The organism is Streptomyces indicus (assembly GCF_900100315.1).
Classification (GTDB): Bacteria; Actinomycetota; Actinomycetes; order Streptomycetales; family Streptomycetaceae; genus Streptomyces; species Streptomyces indicus.
The window spans coordinates 444652-461879 of record NZ_FNFF01000002.1; the positions used below are offsets into that span (position 1 = coordinate 444652).

Genomic DNA, 17228 nt, shown 5'->3' on the forward strand with positions numbered 1-17228 from the left:
AGGCTGTGGAGGCAGACATGCTCGACCTGGGACGCCTGCGGGCGCTGCACGCCGTGTCCGTGCACGGTTCCGTGGCCGCGGCGGCGGCCGCGCTCGGCTACACCCCGTCCGCCGTCTCGCAGCAGATCACGAAGCTGGAGCGGGAGACCCGCAGCAAGCTGCTCGAGCGCCGCGGCCGGGGCGTCGCCCTCACCGAGGAGGCGCTCCATCTGGCCGCCGCCGCCCAGGAGTTGCTGGCGATCGTGGAGCGCGCCGAGACAACCCTGGAGGAGCGCCGGGGCAAGCCGACGGGCCTGCTGACGATCGGCGCCTTCGCCACCGCGGCCCGCGGCCTGCTCCCCGGGGTGCTCGCCACGCTCGCGCGCGAGCACCCCGGACTCGACGTGCGGATGAACGAGGTCGATCCGCATCTCTCCGTCGACCTGGTCGCCCGCGGCATGCTCGACCTCGCGGTCGCCCACGACTGGGACATCGCACCGCTGCCGGCGCCCGAGGGCGTGGAACAGGCGGTGATCGGCGACGACCGCTGCGATCTGCTGGTGTCCGAGCACCACCCGCTGGCGGCACGCGCGTCCGTACGCCGTGCGGAACTCGGCGGCGAGCGCTGGATCTGCCAGCCGCCGGGGACCGTGTGCCACGACTGGCTGGTGCGCACGCTGCGGGCGGCGGGCTGCGAGCCGGATCTCGCCCACCAGGCGGCCGAGTACCACACCCAACTCGCCCTGGTGGCGGCCGGCCTGGGCGTCGCCCTCGTCCCGCGCCTGGGCCGCGGCCCGCTGCCGGCCGGCGTGCGCGCGGTGCCCATCGAGCCGGTGCCCGTGCGGCGGCTCTACGCGCTGTGGCGGCCGGGCGCGGCCCGCCGCCCGGCCATCACGGCGACCGTACGGCTGCTGCAACAGCACTGGGCGCACACCGGCTGACGCGACCGGCACCCGCCGCCTCTGCTGGAGGCCCGGCACCCCGCCACCGGCGGCAGACCGAACTGCGAGACAGCTGTGGCCAGAATGTGACTGCCCGGTAAGGTCGGTGCCGTGCCGAAGCCGCTCAGCCTCCCCTTCGACCCCATCGCCCGAGCCGACGAACTCTGGAAGCAGCGCTGGGGAACGGTGCCGTCCATGGCCGCCATCACCTCGATCATGCGCGCCCACCAGATCCTGCTCGCCGAGGTCGACGCGGTGGTCAAGCCGTACGGACTGACCTTCGCGCGCTACGAGGCGCTGGTCCTGCTCACCTTCTCCAAGGCGGGCGAGCTGCCGATGTCGAAGATCGGCGAGCGCCTCATGGTCCATCCGACCTCGGTCACGAACACCGTCGACCGCCTGGTGAAGTCGGGCCTGGTCGACAAGCGCCCCAACCCCAACGACGGCCGCGGCACCCTCGCCTCGATCACCGACAAGGGCCGCGAGGTGGTGGAGAACGCCACGCGCGACCTGATGGCGATGGACTTCGGCCTCGGTGTGTACGACGCGGAGGAGTGCGGCGAGATCTTCGCGATGCTGCGGCCGCTCAGGGTCGCTGCGGCGGACTTCGAGGAGCGCTGAACCGGCGCCTCCCGGGCGCCCGCACCCACGTAAAGATCACGCAAACCGGGCGGTTACCCTCGTCCGTATGAAGAAGAGCGTCCTGACCCGCTACCGCGCCCTCGCCTACATCACGGGTGTCCTGCTCGTCCTGCTCACCCTGGGCATGATCGGCAAGTACGCCCTGGACATGGACGGCGCCGCGGACTTCACCAAGGTCGTCAGCATCGCGCACGGCTGGCTCTACGTCGTGTACCTGGTCTTCGCCTTCGACCTGGGCTCCAAGGCCAAGTGGCCGGTGGGCAAGCAGCTCTGGGTGCTGATCGCGGGCACGATCCCGACGGCCGCCTTCTTCGTCGAGCGCAAGATCTCCCGCGAGCTGGAGCCCCTCTTCACCGAGGACTCGGACGCCGCGGTCGCCAAGGCGTAAGGCTTCCGGTACCCCCGTGGCGCGCACCACGGGGGTTCGCCATCGACATTTACTAGGACGTCCTAGTAAATTCGAAGGCATGGACGCTGACGCCATCGAAGAGGGCCGCCGCCGCTGGCAGGCCCGGTACGACAAGGCCCGCAAGCGGGACGCCGACTTCACGACGCTCTCCGGCGATCCGGTCGAGCCGGTCTACGGGCCGCGCCCGGGCGATACGTACGAGGGCTTCGAGCGCATCGGCTGGCCCGGCGAATACCCGTACACGCGCGGTCTGCACGCGACGGGTTACCGCGGCCGGACCTGGACCATCCGCCAGTTCGCGGGCTTCGGCAACGCCGAGCAGACCAACGAGCGCTACAAGATGATCCTGGCGAACGGCGGCGGCGGGCTGTCCGTCGCCTTCGACATGCCGACCCTGATGGGCCGCGACTCCGACGACCCGCGTTCGCTCGGCGAGGTCGGGCACTGCGGTGTGGCCATCGACTCGGCCGCCGACATGGAGGTCCTGTTCAAGGACATCCCGCTCGGCGATGTCACCACGTCCATGACCATCTCCGGTCCGGCCGTCCCCGTCTTCTGCATGTACCTGGTCGCGGCCGAACGCCAGGGCGTGGACCCGGCCGTGCTCAACGGCACGCTCCAGACGGACATCTTCAAGGAGTACATCGCGCAGAAGGAGTGGCTCTTCCAGCCGGAGCCGCATCTGCGCCTGATCGGCGACCTGATGGAGTACACCTCCGCCGGGATCCCCGCGTACAAGCCGCTCTCCGTCTCCGGCTACCACATCCGCGAGGCCGGGGCGACGGCCGCGCAGGAGCTGGCGTACACGCTCGCCGACGGCTTCGGTTACGTGGAGCTGGGGCTCTCCCGCGGCCTGGACGTGGACGTCTTCGCGCCCGGCCTGTCCTTCTTCTTCGACGCGCATGTGGACTTCTTCGAGGAGATCGCCAAGTTCCGTGCGGCGCGGCGCATCTGGGCCCGGTGGATGAAGGAGGTCTACGGGGCGAAGACCGACAAGGCGCAGTGGCTGCGGTTCCACACGCAGACCGCCGGGGTCTCGCTGACCGCGCAGCAGCCGTACAACAACGTCGTACGGACCGCGGTCGAGGCGCTGGCGGCGGTGCTCGGCGGGACGAACTCGCTGCACACCAACGCCCTCGACGAGACCCTCGCCCTGCCGAGCGAGCAGGCCGCGGAGATCGCGCTGCGCACGCAGCAGGTGCTGATGGAGGAGACGGGCGTCGCCAACGTGGCGGACCCGCTGGGCGGCTCCTGGTACATCGAGCAGCTCACGGACCGGATCGAGGCGGACGCCGAGAAGATCTTCGAGCAGATCAAGGAGCGCGGTCTGCGCGCCCACCCCGACGGTCAGCACCCGATCGGCCCGATCACCTCCGGCATTCTGCGCGGGATCGAGGACGGCTGGTTCACGGGCGAGATCGCCGAGTCGGCCTTCACGTACCAGCGCGCCTTGGAGAAGGGCGACAAGAAGGTCGTCGGCGTCAACTGCCACACGGGTTCCGTCACCGGTGACCTGGAGATCCTGCGGGTCTCGCACGAGGTGGAGCGCGAGCAGGTGCGGCTCCTGGGCGACCGCAAGGCCGGCCGCGACGACGCGCGCGTCCGGGCCGCCCTCGCCGCGATGCTCGACGCCGCGCGCGACGGCTCGAACATGATCGAGCCGATGCTGGACGCCGTACGGGCCGAGGCCACGCTCGGCGAGATCTGCGGGGTGCTGCGGGACGAGTGGGGTGTGTACACGGAGCCGGCCGGCTTCTGAGTCCCGCCCGCCGCGACGTCGCCGTCGCCGCATACGACCGGGGGCGCCCCTCCTGACGGGGGCGCCCCCGGTGTCGTGCCCGCCCCGGCAAGGTCTGCCGCTGGCGCCCGCACCGATGGGCCCGGTGTCGTGACCTGCCGATTCCTGTCCGTTATGTAACGATTGCCCGGTCCCGTGCGCCGTCCCACCAAGGGGTCCGGATGACCGCCCGCAATGCCCGCACCGTCCGCGGCAGGCTGGCCATCGCCGCCGCTCTCTGCGCCTCGGCCGCCCTCACCGCCGCCTGTTCCGGCGGGGACGCCGGCCCGGGCGCCGACCACCGCGAGGCCGGCCTCGTCCAGTCGCCGCCCAAGCCCGCGCCCGCGGGCCAGCCGTTCTGGGTGGACCCGAACAGCCCGGCCGCCCAGCAGGTCAAGCAGTGGCAGGCGAACGGCCGCGCCTCCGACGCGGAGGTGCTGCGCCGTATCGCCGACCGGCCGCTCGCGGTGTGGCCCGCGGGCGACGAGCCGGGCTGGCAGATCCGGGCCGCGCGCGACGGCGCCGCGAAGTCCGGCAGCACGATGGTGCTGGTCGCGTACAACATCCCGCACCGCGACTGCGGCCAGCACTCGGCCGGCGGTGCGCACAGCGAGGACTTCTACCGGCAGTGGATCGGCGCCTTCGCCGACAACATCGAGGACAAGAAGGCCATCGTCATCCTGGAGCCGGACGCGCTGCCGCACGTGGCCGACGGCTGCACCCCGGCCGAGTACCACGAGCAGCGCTTCCGGCTGATGTCGGAGGCGGTCGCACGCCTGAAGAAGCAGAAGAACACCAAGGTCTACCTGGACGCCGGCAACCCGGACTGGATCAGGAACCCCGGCGATCTCGCGCAGCCGCTGTGGCGAGCGGGCATCGCCCAGGCCGACGGCTTCGCGCTCAACGTGTCCAACTTCCAGCCGACGGCCGAGAACATCGCGTACGGCAAGAAGCTCTCCGCCCTGGTCGGCAACAAGCACTTCGTGATCGACACCAGCCGCAACGGCAACGGGCCGCTGCCCGGCCGCGGCGGCGAGGCCTGGTGCAACCCGCCGGGCCGCGCGCTCGGCGCCGCGCCCACGACGAGGACGGGCGAGAAGCTGGTGGACGCCTTCCTGTGGATCAAGCGGCCCGGCGAGTCGGACGGGCAGTGCCGCGGCGGCCCGCCGGCCGGCAAGTGGTGGCCGGAGTACGCGCTCGGCCTCGCCCGCAACAGCAAGTAGCCGAACAGCCCGGCAGGACAGGAAACGGCCCGTCCCCTCTCGCCAGAGGGACGGGCCGTTTCGTCTGCGGGGTCCGGTGGCCTCGAGTCACCGGACCGTGCGGCTACTTCGCCACGTGGATCCACTTCGCCGCCGAGGGTGTCCCCTCGCCGTCCACGGCGAACACCATGTACCAGCCGGGCGGCACCAGCGTCCGGTCCTTCGGCACCGTGACGGTGACGGAGTCCCTGCCCTTCGTCAGGTCCAGGGCGATGGAGCGCTGTTCGACGTCCGTCGTGTGCGTGACCGCGCTAGGCCGCATCAGCCGCGCCTTGACGATCTTCGACGGGTCCTGCGTCCTGAAGGTCGCCCGGCCCTGCGCGTCCGGCTCCCGCGGCCCGTCGCCGAGCTGCGGACGGCTCTCCTTGTCGCGGTAGAGGTACGGCGGTGTGTAGACCTCCATCCGCTGCTCGAACTTGCCGAGCTTGGTGTTGTCCTTGTCGCCGAAGAGCGAGTCGGAGCCGAAGGTGGCCACGCGCCCGTCGGGGAGGAGCAGCGCCTCGGAGTGGTAGTTGCGGCCCACGGTCGGGTCGGCCGCCGCGAAGAAGCGGTCCGCCTCGGGGTCGTAGAACTGGGCCTTGAGGATGTTGGAGGCGCCGCGCCCGCGGTAGTCGTACGAGCCGCCGCTGGTGAACACGGTGTCGTCCGGCATGATCACGCTGTTCAAGTAGCGCGTGCCCTGCGGCAGTTGCGGACCCGTGCGGAACTCCGGGTCGTCCTCCTTGAGGTCGATCACGGCCGTGCGCGCGGTGGACTTCTCGGACTCGCCGACCCCGCCGCCGCCGAGGATCATCACCTTCTGGTCCTGCGCGGGCGGCAGCAGCAGCGAGGCGGAGGTCTCGGTCTGGTCCATGTCCTCCAGGCCGGGGACCTTCTCGAAGGTGTTCTTCTCCAGGTCCCACAGGCCCGGCTCGCGCCCCTTCTCTGCGGGCCCGTAACCGGCGTTGGACGCCGGGTAGAAGAGCTTGCCGCCCTTGGTGAGGAAGAGCGCGGGGTACGTGGGGAAGTAGCGGAACGGGCCCTTCTTCCACTTCTTCGTGGACGGGTCGTAGATCTCGTTGTCCCCGGGGTCGACCACGCCGACCTCGTCGAGCCCGGAGACCGCGAGCACCTTGCCGTCCTGGAGCGTGACGAGGGTCGGGTACCAGCGGGCCTTGGCCATCGGGTCGACCTGGATGTACTTCTCGGCCACCGGGTCGAACTCGTATGCGGCCCGGATGCCCTGGAAGTCCTGCTTCTCCATGTCGATCTTCTCGGTGAGGCCGTAGACGTTGTCGGCGTCCTTGCCCCGCAGGCCCTCGATCTCGTACTGCGCCCGCTTCGTGGTGACGGAGGCCTCGCCCTCCTCCACGGCCTCGACGAAGACCCGTTCCTCGGCGGCGAGGACCTTGGTCTTCCAGGGCTTCATCGCCCCGCTCCGCGTGTACGAGATGTCGAACTTCCGCTTCGCCTTGGGGATCTTCACGTCGAAGCGGCTCACGTACTTGGTGCCCGTCGGGGAGCGGAAGACCGTGCCCTTCGCGAGGGTCACCTCCTTGTCGGGGCTCTCGTTCTTGACCCGCATCAGGCCGCCGGCCCGGGTGACCGCGCCGTCGAGTACCTCGTAGCGCGCGGTGCCGCCGGCCACCAGGAGGCGGCCGTCGGCGAGCTGGGTGTGGCCGGAGCAGAAGAAGTCCTCGGGGGTGGGGATCTTCTTGAAGGAGTTGTCGGCCGGGTTCCAGAGGATGGTGTCGAAGGTGCCGGCGTCGAAGTTCTTCTGGTTGTTGCCCGAACCGGCCACGATCAGGACCTTGCCGGTGTGCAGCAGGGCCGCGTGGATGGCGTTCGTACGGAACTCCTCGGGCACGTCCACCGTGTTCCAGGAGCCGTACTTCGCCTTGTAGCCGGGCTGGGAGATCTTGTACGCGTGGTACTGGTCCTCGGCGAAGCCGACGGCGGCGGGGGCGTTCAGACCGGCGAGCAGGACGACGGCTCCCGCGCCCAGGACCGTCTTCTTCTGACGCTTGGTCGGTGAGAACGGCATGGGTCAGTTGCCTCCCGTCGTGCTGCTGGACACCGTCGAGCCGGTGGGGACCGCGGAGCCGGTGGCGACACCGGCCTGCGAGACATGGGCGGGCGCGGGCCCGGCGGCCGCCCGTGCGGCCGTCGCCGCGGCAGGGGCGGCCGTGGCTGTCGCCGTGGCCGTCGCCGCCGCGAGGGCCGGTTCGGGTGCGCCGGCCCGCAGGGTGCGCCGCCTGCGGATCTCGCCGCCCGCCCAGACGGCCACCGGCGCGAGCGAGATGGCGAGCGCGAGGAACGCCCAGGTGCGCATGGCGACATGGGTGTGGCCGAGCACGAAGGAGGCCACCAGGGAGGTCGCGAGGATCGCCGCCCAGAAGAGGTGGATACGGAAGGTCAGGAGCCGGTCGGGCGAGGCGTCGCCGCCCTTGGGCGTGACCACGAAGCGGCTCGGGCGGCGCACGACCGCCTCGCCGAGCGACTTGGCGTAGATCGGCGCGGAGAGCGCGGACATCGCCATGCCGGCCAGCCCGCCGGAGCCCTCGGGCTCGTGCGGCGAGACGTTGTGCCGCCGGTTCCACAGATAGAGGCCGACCTGGAGGGCCGCCGCGTCGCTGTAGAGCATCAGCCAGATGGAGGCCGCGACCTGGGTCCCGGAGGCGCCGAACCAGAGGAAGAGTCCGCAGCTGAGGATGCCGAGCACCCAGTTGACCGCGGTCATGGGGTAATACACCAGCATCAGCGAGTAGTTGAAGAACCGCCCCAGCGGCATCCGGAAGGGCGCCTTCCAGTACTGCTTGATGAGGGTCTCGTACGTCCCGCGCGACCAGCGCATCTGCTGGGTGAAGAAGTCGGTCCAGGACTCCGGGCCCTCCCCCACGGCCAGGACGTCCGGGGTGTAGACGGAGCGCCAGTGGTGCCCGGTGCGCGGGTTCTTGGTGCGGTGCAGCTCGAAGCCGGTGGCCATGTCCTCGGTGATCGAGTCGTAGAGCCCGCCGACCTGCTTGACGGCGCTGATCCGTACGGCGTTGTTGGTGCCGACGAACATCGGGGCGCGGTAGCGGTTGCCCGCGCGCTGGATCAGCGCGTGGAAGAGGAACTGCTGGGATTCGGCGGCCTTGGTGACGGCCGGGGAGTAGTTGCCGTACACCTGCGGTCCGACGACGAAGGCGATGTCCGGGTCGCGGAAGTAACCCAGCATCCGCTCGAGGAAGTTGGGCATCGGCACGTGGTCGGTGTCGACGGAGGCGAAGAACTCGTAGTCGTCGCCGTGCATCGCGAGCCACGCGTTGTAGTTGCCGTGCTTGGTCTTGGCCTTGTGGACACCCTTGTCGCGGTTCCACTCGGGGACGCCCTTGCGCGTGAAGTGCCGGACGCCGAGTTCGGCGCAGAGGGCCTTGGCCTCGGGGTCGTCGCCCTCGTCGAGCAGCCAGACGTCCAGGTGCCCGTCGTGGCGCATCTTCATCGCGCCTTCGAGGGTGCCGCGGACCATGGATATGGGTTCCTTGCCGGGCACGTAGGTCGTCAGGAAGGCGACGCGGGTGCCGGGCTCGGGTGTCACGGGTATCGGGTCGCGGGCCACCATCGTCGCGTGGGCGATGGAGACGACGTTGATCAGCATGAACAGCTCGATCAGTCCGATCGCCACGAGCATCGTGACGTCGAGATAGACCAGCCACTGGTCGCCGCCCTCGCGCTTGGTCCAGTGCGTGGGCCAGACCAGGTAGACGAGCAGGAGGCCGGTGAGCACCGGGGCGAGCGTCATCAGCAGGATCGCTCGTATTCGGTGCGGCTCACGCGAGAGGAGCTTGGTGTACTGCACCCGGTAGGCGGCTCCGTCGGGCTCGGTGAGCGGCCCGGCTATCCGGCTGTGGGTGTCGTAGTCGTAGCCCTCCGGCGGCACAGCGCCCTCCTCTGGATCGTTCGGCTCGCCCTGATCGAACGAGCCAACACCCCCACAAAAGTGGAGAAACTCGGGCGTGTCGACCGGAAGGGGCCGAGCGTGCGCTTTATTTCCCGGACGGAGGGCCGGTCAGGGCTCGCGAGTTGCGATCACGCGGAGGTGGTGCGCTGGGCGGGAGGAGGTGCCGCGAGGGGCCGAGAGGGCTACTTGCGTACGGTCTTCCGCAGCCGGTGGCGTACCGCGCGCTGGGCGATGGGACCGAGCTCCTCCACCGCCGCGACCAGCACGGACAGCTGTTCCAGGGCGGCCAGGGCGCGTTCGGCGCCGGCCGGGTCGACCCCTTCGTACAGCTCGATGCCGACGAAGGAGGCGCTGACCGCGCGGGCGAGTCCGACCGGGTCGGCGAACTCGCCGAGCGGGCTCGCGGACAGGACGCGCACGAGGACCTTCTCGATCTCGGCGATCCACAGGTCGAGCCCGGCCGCGGTCGCGGGGGCGAGCGGCGGGTGGGTCTGGGCGCCGGCGAGCAGCTGGGCGAGCACGGCGACATGGCCGTCCGCGCTCTCCCGCTCGTGCATCTCGCGGCCGAAGACGAGCAGGTCGGCGAGGGTCTCGATGCGGTCGAGCCGCTCGCGGTAGAGGGCCACGCGCTGTTCCGAGGCGTACCGGCAGGTCTCGGCGAGCAGCTCATCGACGGAGCCGAAGTGGTAGAAGACCAGCGCCTGGTTGACGCCCGCGGCGGCCGCGATGGAGCGGGCCGAGGTCTTGGCGATGCCCTGCTCGACGAGGGTGCGCAGGGCGCCGTCGACCAGCTTCTGCTTGGTCTCGGCGCTCTTGGCGGCCTTGTCCTTGGCGGACGCGGAGGTGGCGCGGGGTGTCATGCGCGCGCCTCCTCGCGTACGGGGCGCAGGCCCGGCCGGACCCCGCAGCGGCCGACGCTCTCGTAGCGGGCGGTGAAGGAGCCCTCGTAGCCGAAGAGCGGTCCGAAGCGGCGGTTGGTGACGCGCACGCGGATACGGAAGCGGCCGGCCCGCTCGTCGTAGTGCTCGCGCACCTCGGCGTCGCCGCCGATCAGCTCGGGGACGCGGAGGTCGACGCGGCCCTCGCGGAAGCGGTGAATCCCGGAGCGGATCACGAGTCCGCCCCGCTCGTCCACGGAGAGGTGCAGGTCGGACGCGAGGTGCTGGTGCGTGCCGAGGTAGTCGAGGATGCGGTCGCCCTGGGGGCCGAGCACCATCTGGGCGTCGAAGCGGCGGGGACCGCCGGGGAGGTTGAACGTGCGCACGAAGCTCACGGTCTCACGGCCGTAGGTGTCGGTGTACGGCACGTTCTCGATGGTGAAGGGGACGTGCCGGCCTTCGCGCGGAACCAGGATGTTGCGCGTGGTGCCGAGCGCGAGGAAGGGCTTGACCCATGGGCCGCCGTGCCAGATGCGGTCCATCACTCCGGTGCCGAAGCAGGCCTCGCCGCTCGCGAGACCGACGGAGAAGCGGCGCCGCATCTCGGGGTGGAGGCGGTCGAAGTCGGCGCCGAGGACGGTGCGGAAGATCGAGGTCACGTCAGTTCTCCTGCGTGGTGAGGGTGCCGAGGATGCGGGGTGCGCGGGCGCCGGCCCGCGGGGTGCGGCCGCAGCGGCGGGCGGCCGGGGTGAAGGGCAGGGGCGGCAGGCGGAGCAGGAGCACGAAGAGGGTGGCCGGGATGCCGACGATCGCGAAGAGGAAGAAGAACACCCCGAAGTCGGCGTAACCACTGGCCAGGAGGAACACCAGGGGTTGGAGCGCGAAGACGAGGAACAGGCCGAGCAGCGCGAGCAGCAGCAGCGTCCGCATCAGCATCTCGGTGAGCCAGTGCACCAGCGACCAGCGCGGCGTGATGCCCTCCTCCAGCCAGAGCCGCAGCCGGTCGAAGGACCAGGCGGTGGCCCAGCCCATCAGCGGCCGGAACACGCAACGGTCGGCCGCCTTGCCGAACCGCCCCCAGCGCGGGGTGTAGTCGTACCCGGTGATGAAGCGGACGCCGCCCTCCTCGGGCACGTACCGCCAGTAGCCGCTGCCCTCCTTCAGGAGCGAGAGCGGGTGCGGCGAGGAGAAGCGCAGGGCCGAGGTGCGGGTGCCGTCGGGGCGGATCTTCTCGCCGGCCGAGATCCCGGTGCCGGCGATCTTCAGGAAGGGCAGCAGGCGGGTGGCGTACCGGAAGTGCTGCGGCTCGCCCGCCGCCTTCGGGAGGTAGTCGATCTCGCCGAAGCGCAGGTCCCAGCGCCGGTGTTCGGCCGGGTTCTGGGTGCGCTCCCAGAGGTCCTCCATGTCGGCGCGGATGAACGCCTCGACGTACAGACCTGCTCGTTCCCCCATGACAAACCCCCTGCTCGGTACGTTATTGAGCGACCGCTCAAAAAGAAGGTACGTCTTTTTGAGCGACTGCTCAACTCCCGGACGGGGTCCGCGTCCGTGACCTCGGGCACAAGAAAACCCCCGCCCGTGGGCGGGGGTTCTCAAGAAGACGGTCGGGCGCCGGGCTCAGTCGCCCTGGGTCAGATACCGCTGCACCGTCTCGGCCTTCTTCGTCAGACCGTCCGTGACACCCGGGCGGATGTCCGCCTTCATCACGACGGAGACCCGCGGCGCACGCGCCTCGACGGCCGCGACGGCGCGCTTGACCACGTCCATCACCTCGTCCCAGTCGCCTTCGACCGAGGTGAACATGGCGTCGGTGCGGTACGGGAGCCCCGAGTCCCGTACGACACGGACGGCGTCGGCGACGTACTCCCCCACTTCCTCGCCGACACCGAGCGGCGTGACCGAGAACGCTACGATCATGCGCCGACGACCCCTTCACGGCGGGCGCGCGCGGCGATGACCTGGTCGCGCTCCTCGGCGCGCAGCATCTTCTCGGCGTAGAAGCCGCCGAAGGGGATCACGGAGAGGACGAACAGGATCAGCGGGCGCTTGACCTCCCACTTGGTCCGGTTCCAGGCGTCCGCGAGGAAGACCAGGAAGAGCACGACGAGCACGCCGTGCACCGCGCCCATGACCGGGACGGCGTTGAAGTCCGTGGTGCGCTTGAGCACCGAGCAGACGAGCAGCAGGAGGAACGACACCGCTTCGACGGCGGAGACCAGTCGCAGGCGTCGGACGGCGGAGGCGGTCTTGATGTCCACTTCGAGGGCACCTTCGAGACAGGGGGTGACGGAAGTCAGGGCACTCTCAGGGTACGGATCCGACTTCTGACCCTGTCGGCGGGTATGCCCTGACGGCTAACGTCGCTCCGTGGCAACGTTCCGACTCCAAGGCAGCAAGGTGCTCGCCGTCGACATGACGGGCGACGCCGTGAAGGCGAAGAACGGCTCGATGGTCGCCTACGACGGCCAGATGGCGTTCAAGAAACTCTCCGGCGGCGGCGAGGGCATCCGTGGCATGGTCACGCGCCGGCTGACCGGTGAGCAGATGGTGCTGATGGAGGTGAAGGGGCACGGCACGTGCTTCTTCGCCGACCGCGCCTCCGAGATCAACCTCGTCAACCTCCACAACGACAAGCTGTACGTCGAGGCCAGCAATCTGCTGGCCACGGACGCCGGGCTGCGTACGGGCACGACCTTCACGGGGATGCGCGGCGCGACCTCGGGCAACGGCCTGTTCACCACGACCATCGAGGGCACGGGCCAGGCGGCCCTGATGTCCGACGGTCCGGCCGTGGTGCTCCGCGTCTCGCCGCAGTACCCGCTGATCGTCGACCCGGGCGCGTACATCGCGCACCAGGGGAACGTCCGCCAGTCCTTCCAGTCCGGCGTGACCTTCCGCACCTTCATGGGCGAGGGCGGCGGCGAGGCCTTCCAGGTCCGCTTCGAGGGCGACGGGCTCGTGTACGTGCAGCCGAGCGAGCGGAACACCATCGGAGGAGACGTCTGATGCCGTTCCGCGAGATCAACTCCAAGATGATCGAGGCCACGGTCGGCCCCGGCCAGAAGCTCTTCTCCCAGCGCGGCGCGATGCTCGCGTACAAGGGAGAGGTCTCCTTCACGCCCAACATCCAGGGCGGGCAGGGCGGTATCGGCTCGATGATCGGGCGGCGCGTGGCCGGCGAGGCCACCCCGCTGATGACCGTCGAGGGCAGCGGCACCGTGATGTTCGGCCACGGCGGCCACCACATCCAGGTGATCAACCTGACCGGCGACACCTTGTACGTCGAGGCCGACCGGCTGCTCGCCTTCGACGGGACGCTCCAGCAGGGCACGATGTTCATGGGCTCGCAGGGCGGGGTCATGGGCATGGTGCGCGGCCAGGTGACCGGCCAGGGTCTGTTCACGACCACCCTCAAGGGGCACGGCGCGGTCGCGGTGATGGCGCACGGCGGGGTCATCGAGATCCCGATCACCCCGCAGCGCCCGGTGCACGTGGACCCGCAGGCCTACGTCGCCCACCACGGCGACGTACGCAACAAGCTGTCCACGGCGCTCGGCTGGCGGGACATGGTGGGGCGCGGCTCGGGTGAGGCGTTCCAGCTGGAGCTGTCCGGCAGCGGTGCGGTGTACGTCCAGGCCTCGGAGGAGAAGCTGTGAACACCCCTATGGGCGCGGGGCCCGTGGTCCACGACCCGATGACGCTGCCGAGCGACGACAACGTGAACGCGTACACCTTCTGCGTGGAGCTCAAGGGCAGCCAGTGGTTCCTCCAGAAGGGCAAGATGATCGCCTATTACGGGTCGATCGAGTTCAACGGGATCGGGCACGGACGGCTCGACCGCCTGGTCCGTACGTCCTTCCACTCGCCGCTGCACGCGAGCGACTGGGTGGTGGCCGAGGGCAGCGGCAAGATGCTGCTCGCCGACCGGTCCTTCGACGTGAACTCGTACGACCTGGACAACGGCAACCTGACGATCCGCTCCGGGAACCTGCTCGCGTACCAGCCGACCCTGGCGCTCAAGCAGTCGATCGTGCCGGGCTTCCTGACGCTGATCGGCACGGGCAAGTTCGTGGCCGCGTCCAACGGTCCGGTGGTCTTCATGGAGCCGCCGATCCGCGTGGACCCGCAGGCGCTGGTCGGCTGGGCGGACTGCCCCTCCCCGTGCCACCACTACGACCACGGGTACATGTCGGGCGTGATGGGCGGCGTCCGGGCGCTGACCGGGATCGGCGGGGCCTCAGGTGAGGAGCACCAGTTCGAGTTCGTCGGGGCCGGGACCGTGCTGCTCCAGTCCAGCGAGGCGCTGATGGCCGAGCAGGCGACGGGGCACGTGCCGCACCAGGCGGGCGTGCCGGGTGGGGGCGGCACTCCGGGGCAGGCCGGCATTCCGCGGATGCCGGGGCAGCTCGGGGATCTGCAGCGGCGGTTCGGGCTCTGATGTCCGCAGCTGCGGCTCGGCCTTGACGGCCGGGGATCCGCAGCGCGCTTCGGGCGCTGACGGCCGGAGATCTGCAGTGGCGCTTGGGGCTCTGACGGCCGGAGATCTGCGGTGACCGTCAAGGCTCGGAGCGTGAACGGTAGTCTGCGGAGTGTGACGTCGAACGCGTGCGCCCACGCGCGCGTGCACCCCCTGCCACCCTCCACGGAACCGAATCCATTGGTTCAGTATTCAACTTTCTAGGTAGAATCGATTCATGGAGACCGACAACGCCACCCCCCGCTGGCTCACCGAGGACGAGCAGTGCGCCTGGCGCACCCATCTCGCCGTGAACCGGCTCCTCACCTATCAGCTGGAAAAGGATCTCCAGCCGTTCGGCCTGACCTACAACGACTACGAGATCCTCGTGAACCTCTCGGAGTCCGAGTCCCTGCGGATGCGGATGAGCGACCTGGCCACCGCGACCCTTCAGTCCAAGAGCCGGCTCTCGCACCAGATCACCCGCATGGAGAACGCGGGCCTGGTCCGCCGCGAGAACTGCGAGTCCGACCGCCGCGGCCTGTACGCGGTGCTCACCGACGAGGGGCTCGCGACCATGCAGAAGGTCGCGCCGCACCATGTCGCCTCGGTGCGCAAGCACTACATCGACCTGATGACCCCCGAGGCGCTCGCCACCCTGCGGGCCACGCTCGGACCGATCGCCGACCACCTGCACGCGCAGCGCGGCAAGGCGTGACCCGCGGCCGGCGGGGCCTACCGGCCTTCGTCGAGCGGCAGTTCCACCCGGAAGAGCGCTCCGCCCTCCTCTGAGACGCCGACACTCAGCAGGCCGCCGTGGCGCTCCACCACATCACGGGCGATCGCGAGCCCGAGTCCGGCGCCGCCTTCGTCGCGCGTGCGGGCGTCGTCGAGGCGCACGAACCGCTCGAAGATCCGGGCGCGTTCGGCCTCGGGCACGCCCGCGCCGTCGTCGGCGACGGTGAGCACGGCGTGCGCGCCCTCCTGCCGCAGCGCCACGGTGATCCGCGTACGGGCGTGCCGCTGCGCGTTGTCCACCAGGTTGCCGAGCACACGCGCCAACTGGCCGCGCGATCCGGCCACTTCGAGGACCGCCTCACGGCTTTCCCCGGCCTCCACCCGTACCGGAATCCTGTCCGCCACCCGCTGCGAGACCTCCTCGCGCACCAGGGCCGCGAGGTCCACCCGCGCGTCTCCGGGCCGCTCCCCCGCGTCGAGGCGGGCGAGCAGGAGCAGGTCGGCGGCCAGGTCCTGGAGCCGTACGGTGTCCTCCACCGCGCCGTCGAGGTCGAGCAACTCCGGGTGTGCGGCGGCCACTTCGAGCTGGGTCCTGAGCGAGGCGATGGGGCTGCGCAGCTCGTGCGAGGCGTCGGCCACGAAACGGCGCTGGCGCTCGACGCTCGCCTCGAGGGCGGCCAGCGTCTCGTTGGTGGTCCGCGCGAGCCGGGCGATCTCGTCGTGCGTGTCCGGCTCGGGGACGCGCCGGCTGAGGTCCTCGGACGCGGTGATCGCGGCCATCTCCTGACGGATGCCCTCGACCGGACGCAGGGCGCGCTGGGTGGCGAGCCAGGTGACACCGCCGACGATCAGCACCAGGGCGGGCAGGCCGATCAGCATCGAGGTCAGGGCGGTGCTCGCGGCGCCCTCCGTGGCGCTGAGCGGCGCGCCCGCGTACACCTCGACGGTGGTGTCCTCGCGGGTGGTCACCTCGACGGCCGCGAACTGGTAGTCCCCCTTCTCGCCGTCCACGGTCGCGCTGCCGCGGCCGAACCACACCCGGTCGGAGATCTCCCCGACCTCCGGGTCGTCCTGGTCGCGGTCGTCCTCCTCCTCGTCCTGGTCGGGCGCGAGGGACGGGCGCGGCTTCACCGCGGCGATCCCGGTGCCGCTGATCGCCTCCAGGTCCTCGCTCGCCGCCCGCAGCCGGTCCTCGCGGTCGATGACCTGGATCGGGTGGTCCTCGCTGTCGGGGAGTTCGAGATTCTCGTACGGGGTGCCGGCGGCGAGCTGGGCGGCGACGCGGCGGGCGGCGGCCTCGGCGGAGGCGGAGGCCTGCTGGGTCAGGTTGGCGCGCAGGGACAGGAAGACCGCGGCACCGGCGCCGATCAGGGCGACCGCCACGACGACGGTGGCGCCGATGGTCGCGCGGGCGCGCACGGAGGAGAAGAGGCGCCTCACCGTGCGGCCTCCAGGCGGTAGCCGGCCCCGCGCACGGTCTTGATCAGGGCGGCGCCGAGCTTGCGGCGCAGGGTGCTGACGTACACCTCGACGATGTTGGGATCGCCCTCGTACGCGAAGTCCCAGACGTGTTCGAGGATCTCGCTCTTGGAGACCACCTCGCCGGCCCTGAGGGACAGCTGCTCCAAGACCGCGAACTCCTTGGCGGTGAGGACGATCTCCTCCTCGCCGCGGTGCACCCGCCGGGCGGCGGTGTCGACGCGGAACTCGCCGAGCTCGATCACGGGCGAGGCGCTTCCGGCGCTTCCCCGCCGACGCAGCAGCGCCTTGATGCGCGCCACGAGCACCACGTACGAGAACGGCTTGGTGAGGTAGTCGTCGGCGCCGGTGTCGAGCCCCTCGGCCTCGTCGTACTCGCCGTCCTTGGCGGTGAGCATGAGGATCGGCACGTCGTTGCCGGCGGCACGCAGGGTTGCGCAGACCCGGTAGCCGTTCATGCCGGGCAGCATGATGTCGAGGATGAGCAGGTCGTACGGGTTCTCGCTCGCCATGTGCAGGCCCTCGAGCCCGTCGTGCACGACGTCCACGGCGTATCCCTCGGCGGTGAGGCCCTTGGCCAGGGAGAGTGCGAGACGTTTTTCGTCCTCGACGATGAGCAGGCGCATGCGCCAAGGATCGCAAAGGACGCCTGAAGGGATCTTCAGGCTTTCGGCCGGGGCTGGGTGCGGGGCGGTGGGGGTGCGGGTGGGGCGCCTGCGGCGGGCCTTTTCCCCTACCCGCCCCT

Annotated in this window: 18 protein-coding genes; 9 read left to right on the plus strand and 9 right to left on the minus strand. The window is 70.4% G+C overall.

Going from position 1 to position 17228, the window contains the following annotated elements:
• Positions 1-17 precede the first annotated feature (17 nt).
• The 5 genes from BLT97_RS08545 (at position 18) to BLT97_RS08565 (ending at position 4971) form a co-directional block, all read left to right on the plus strand.
• Positions 18-920 (plus strand): LysR family transcriptional regulator, encoded by a 903-nt coding sequence (locus BLT97_RS08545; RefSeq protein WP_093608153.1) that lies wholly within the window; start codon positions 18-20, stop codon positions 918-920.
• Between the two features lie 111 nt (positions 921-1031).
• Positions 1032-1541: a MarR family winged helix-turn-helix transcriptional regulator gene (locus BLT97_RS08550; protein WP_093608154.1), complete on the plus strand. Its 510-nt coding sequence runs from the start codon at positions 1032-1034 to the stop codon at positions 1539-1541.
• Positions 1542-1608: 67 nt separating this feature from the next.
• The gene (locus tag BLT97_RS08555) at positions 1609-1950 is read left to right on the plus strand and encodes a DUF3817 domain-containing protein (protein ID WP_093608155.1); all 342 of its coding nucleotides are present in this window, start codon (positions 1609-1611) and stop codon (positions 1948-1950) included.
• 79 nt (positions 1951-2029) lie between these two features.
• A complete protein-coding gene (gene icmA, locus BLT97_RS08560) occupies positions 2030-3730 on the plus strand; it encodes a coenzyme B12-dependent isobutyryl-CoA mutase large subunit (RefSeq protein ID WP_093608156.1) in 1701 nt (566 codons plus the stop codon).
• Between the two features lie 200 nt (positions 3731-3930).
• Entirely contained in the window at positions 3931-4971 is a 1041-nt protein-coding gene (locus BLT97_RS08565) for a glycoside hydrolase family 6 protein (protein ID WP_093608157.1), read from the plus strand.
• A gap of 103 nt (positions 4972-5074) precedes the next feature.
• Here the strand turns inward: BLT97_RS08565 and glxA are convergent, their stop codons facing one another.
• The 7 genes from glxA to BLT97_RS08600 all read right to left on the minus strand — a co-directional run bounded on the left by glxA (position 5075) and on the right by BLT97_RS08600 (position 12068).
• A complete protein-coding gene (gene glxA / locus BLT97_RS08570; protein ID WP_093608158.1) occupies positions 5075-7033 on the minus strand; it encodes a radical copper oxidase GlxA in 1959 nt (652 codons plus the stop codon).
• Between the two features lie 3 nt (positions 7034-7036).
• Positions 7037-8911, minus strand: a complete 1875-nt coding sequence (locus BLT97_RS08575) for a glycosyltransferase family 2 protein (RefSeq protein ID WP_093608159.1) — start codon at positions 8909-8911, stop codon at positions 7037-7039.
• A 203-nt stretch (positions 8912-9114) separates the two neighbouring features.
• Complete coding sequence (locus BLT97_RS08580; protein WP_093608160.1) at positions 9115-9792, minus strand: TetR/AcrR family transcriptional regulator; 678 nt, start codon at positions 9790-9792, stop codon at positions 9115-9117.
• Positions 9789-10469 carry a DUF4166 domain-containing protein gene (locus BLT97_RS08585; protein WP_093608161.1) on the minus strand — a complete coding sequence of 227 codons (681 nt, stop codon included), beginning with the start codon at positions 10467-10469 and terminating at the stop codon, positions 9789-9791. Before BLT97_RS08585 ends, BLT97_RS08580 begins: the two co-directional genes overlap by 4 nt.
• Before the next feature lies 1 nt (position 10470).
• Entirely contained in the window at positions 10471-11262 is a 792-nt protein-coding gene (locus tag BLT97_RS08590) for a hypothetical protein (protein WP_093608162.1), read from the minus strand.
• Positions 11263-11427: 165 nt separating this feature from the next.
• Positions 11428-11727, minus strand: a complete 300-nt coding sequence (locus tag BLT97_RS08595; protein ID WP_093608163.1) for an MTH1187 family thiamine-binding protein — start codon at positions 11725-11727, stop codon at positions 11428-11430.
• Positions 11724-12068, minus strand: a complete 345-nt coding sequence (locus tag BLT97_RS08600) for a DUF3817 domain-containing protein (RefSeq protein ID WP_093608164.1) — start codon at positions 12066-12068, stop codon at positions 11724-11726. Before BLT97_RS08600 ends, BLT97_RS08595 begins: the two co-directional genes overlap by 4 nt.
• A 109-nt stretch (positions 12069-12177) precedes the next feature.
• Between BLT97_RS08600 and BLT97_RS08605 the strand changes: the two genes are divergently transcribed.
• The 4 genes from BLT97_RS08605 (at position 12178) to BLT97_RS08620 (ending at position 14984) form a co-directional block, all read left to right on the plus strand.
• Positions 12178-12816: an AIM24 family protein gene (locus tag BLT97_RS08605; protein ID WP_093608165.1), complete on the plus strand. Its 639-nt coding sequence runs from the start codon at positions 12178-12180 to the stop codon at positions 12814-12816.
• Positions 12816-13466: an AIM24 family protein gene (locus BLT97_RS08610; RefSeq protein WP_093608166.1), complete on the plus strand. Its 651-nt coding sequence runs from the start codon at positions 12816-12818 to the stop codon at positions 13464-13466. The genes BLT97_RS08605 and BLT97_RS08610 overlap by 1 nt, the downstream gene beginning before the upstream one ends.
• Positions 13467-13474: 8 nt before the next feature.
• The gene (locus BLT97_RS08615; RefSeq protein WP_425442676.1) at positions 13475-14248 is read left to right on the plus strand and encodes an AIM24 family protein; all 774 of its coding nucleotides are present in this window, start codon (positions 13475-13477) and stop codon (positions 14246-14248) included.
• Between the two features lie 256 nt (positions 14249-14504).
• Complete coding sequence (locus BLT97_RS08620) at positions 14505-14984, plus strand: MarR family winged helix-turn-helix transcriptional regulator (RefSeq protein WP_093608168.1); 480 nt, start codon at positions 14505-14507, stop codon at positions 14982-14984.
• Positions 14985-15001: 17 nt separating this feature from the next.
• On the opposite strand, the gene BLT97_RS08625 is transcribed toward BLT97_RS08620, so the two are convergent.
• The gene (locus tag BLT97_RS08625; protein WP_093608169.1) at positions 15002-16444 is read right to left on the minus strand and encodes a sensor histidine kinase; all 1443 of its coding nucleotides are present in this window, start codon (positions 16442-16444) and stop codon (positions 15002-15004) included.
• Complete coding sequence (locus tag BLT97_RS08630; protein ID WP_093608170.1) at positions 16441-17109, minus strand: response regulator transcription factor; 669 nt, start codon at positions 17107-17109, stop codon at positions 16441-16443. The genes BLT97_RS08625 and BLT97_RS08630 overlap by 4 nt, the downstream gene beginning before the upstream one ends.
• Positions 17110-17228 lie beyond the last annotated feature (119 nt).

What these genes read in the sequence shown, in the direction of transcription:
- BLT97_RS08615 (WP_425442676.1), top strand. Translation starts at nt 13,475, where the DNA reads ATGGGCGCGGGGCCCGTGGTCCACGACCCGATGACGCTGCCGAGCGAC.
- glxA (WP_093608158.1), bottom strand. Translation starts at nt 7,033, where the DNA reads ATGCCGTTCTCACCGACCAAGCGTCAGAAGAAGACGGTCCTGGGCGCG.
- icmA (WP_093608156.1), top strand. Translation starts at nt 2,030, where the DNA reads ATGGACGCTGACGCCATCGAAGAGGGCCGCCGCCGCTGGCAGGCCCGG.
- BLT97_RS08630 (WP_093608170.1), bottom strand. Translation starts at nt 17,109, where the DNA reads ATGCGCCTGCTCATCGTCGAGGACGAAAAACGTCTCGCACTCTCCCTG.
- BLT97_RS08610 (WP_093608166.1), top strand. Translation starts at nt 12,816, where the DNA reads ATGCCGTTCCGCGAGATCAACTCCAAGATGATCGAGGCCACGGTCGGC.
- BLT97_RS08620 (WP_093608168.1), top strand. Translation starts at nt 14,505, where the DNA reads ATGGAGACCGACAACGCCACCCCCCGCTGGCTCACCGAGGACGAGCAG.
- BLT97_RS08590 (WP_093608162.1), bottom strand. Translation starts at nt 11,262, where the DNA reads ATGGGGGAACGAGCAGGTCTGTACGTCGAGGCGTTCATCCGCGCCGAC.
- BLT97_RS08565 (WP_093608157.1), top strand. Translation starts at nt 3,931, where the DNA reads ATGACCGCCCGCAATGCCCGCACCGTCCGCGGCAGGCTGGCCATCGCC.
- BLT97_RS08555 (WP_093608155.1), top strand. Translation starts at nt 1,609, where the DNA reads ATGAAGAAGAGCGTCCTGACCCGCTACCGCGCCCTCGCCTACATCACG.
- BLT97_RS08545 (WP_093608153.1), top strand. Translation starts at nt 18, where the DNA reads ATGCTCGACCTGGGACGCCTGCGGGCGCTGCACGCCGTGTCCGTGCAC.
- BLT97_RS08595 (WP_093608163.1), bottom strand. Translation starts at nt 11,727, where the DNA reads ATGATCGTAGCGTTCTCGGTCACGCCGCTCGGTGTCGGCGAGGAAGTG.
- BLT97_RS08580 (WP_093608160.1), bottom strand. Translation starts at nt 9,792, where the DNA reads ATGACACCCCGCGCCACCTCCGCGTCCGCCAAGGACAAGGCCGCCAAG.